This window comes from Actinomadura soli, assembly GCF_005889715.1.
In the GTDB taxonomy this organism is placed as follows: Bacteria; Actinomycetota; Actinomycetes; order Streptosporangiales; family Streptosporangiaceae; genus Spirillospora; species Spirillospora soli.
In genome coordinates this window covers 1-1467 of the sequence record NZ_VCKW01000557.1, presented here as the reverse complement: position 1 = coordinate 1467, position 1467 = coordinate 1, and the positions used below count along the sequence as shown (strand labels likewise).

Annotated in this window: 1 protein-coding gene; it reads right to left on the bottom strand. The window is 73.9% G+C overall.

Annotation, left to right across the window (positions count from 1 at the left end; genetic code table 11):
• Nucleotides 1-1467 (bottom strand): helicase-related protein (locus ETD83_RS41795; protein WP_138650763.1); only part of this gene is annotated, 1467 nt, incomplete at both ends.

Genomic DNA, 1467 nt, shown 5'->3' with positions numbered 1-1467 from the left:
CGGGCACGACCACGTCGAAGGGGTGGGCGGGGTCGGCGCCGTCGCCGACCGCCCGGGTCCAGTGGCCTGGGTCGATGCGGGCCTGCCGCAGGCAGCGGTCGGTGTCCAGGATGATGTGGCCGGCGCGGCGGGGTCCGGTGTAGATCTGGGCGAAGCCGGCGGTGTGGGAGCAGCCGTCGGCGCTGTGGACGCGGAAGCAGAACACCACGCTGGGGTCGCGGTCGGGTGCGGCCGCGACCGAACCTGACCCTGCCGGCAGCCCGGTGATCGCAGTGTCCAGGCGCGGGATGCGGCGGGCGTTGCCGAGCCAGGCGTGCGCCCAGTTCCGCTCACCGGCGATGCCGAGTGGGGCCGGGTCATCGCGATCGCCGGTCCCTCTGGTGGGGTCGGCGGCCGAGTGCCCATCATCGGGGAGGCCGGCGGTGGAAGGTGCCGCTCTGGAGGCCGGAGCGTGGGATGGGAGGTTCAGGTGCGGGTACCAGGCGTCCAGCAGGCTGGTGTAGCTCTGGCACGGTGAGCCGGGGAACAGGGGAGTGGGGACACCGACGGTGTCGGCGGCCAGGTGCGCCTTGCGGATCAGGATGTCCATGATCGGCAGGATGGTGTCGAGGTGGTCGGACGGCAGCATGGTCCAGCAGGTCACCCTGGCGTGCAGACTCCCGACCCGGTCCAGGCGGCCGACGCGTTGCCCGAGCCGTTGCGGATTCCAGGACAGGTCGTAGTTGACGCACAGCGCGGCCTGCTGCAGGTTGACGCCCTCGGAGAATTTGTCGGTGCAGATCAGCACGTCATAGCGGTCGGCGGCGGCGGGCAGGGTCGCTTCGGTGACCGCGGTGACGGCGGTGGCGGGAGCGAACCCGGCCAGCATCTGCTGTGCCGCTGTCCAGGAGGGTTCGGGGCGTTGGCCCAGCGTCGCGATGCGGCCGCGGAGCGCGGCGAACCGGCGGTCGGTGCGGGTGAGGCGCTGCAGCCAGCGCCCGAGATCATGGGTGGTCTCGCGGGCGGTGGCGAACACCACGATCTTGGGGCCGCGCGGGTCGGCGAGCGCCTGGAGCAGCAGGCCCGCCAGCGCGTCCTTCTTGGGGTCGGTGTCGATGACGGCGCGGGCGCGGTCGGCCAGCCGTTGCAGGATGTCGGCGTCGCGCCGCAGGTCGGCGCGCAGCGCCGCCTGGTCGTACCCGGTCGCCGGCTCGGCGGCGGCCCTGCCGGATCGGGCAGGGCCGGCCCCGGGCAGCAGGTCGTCCAAAGCGTCGTCGGTGTCCTGGTCACCGTCCCACAGCGCGGCCACCCGCGCCGGGACCCGGGCGCGGTGCGCGGGCACGGCACCGACCACGCCGTTGTCCAGGTCGATCAGCGACCGGCGCGCGGCGTCGGCCATCCGCTGCGCCGTCGCGGCCAACGCCGCGGGCGAGGACTCCAGCCGTTTGCACAGCAGTGCCCGCAACAGCCCCGTCAGCGGCACCGCCC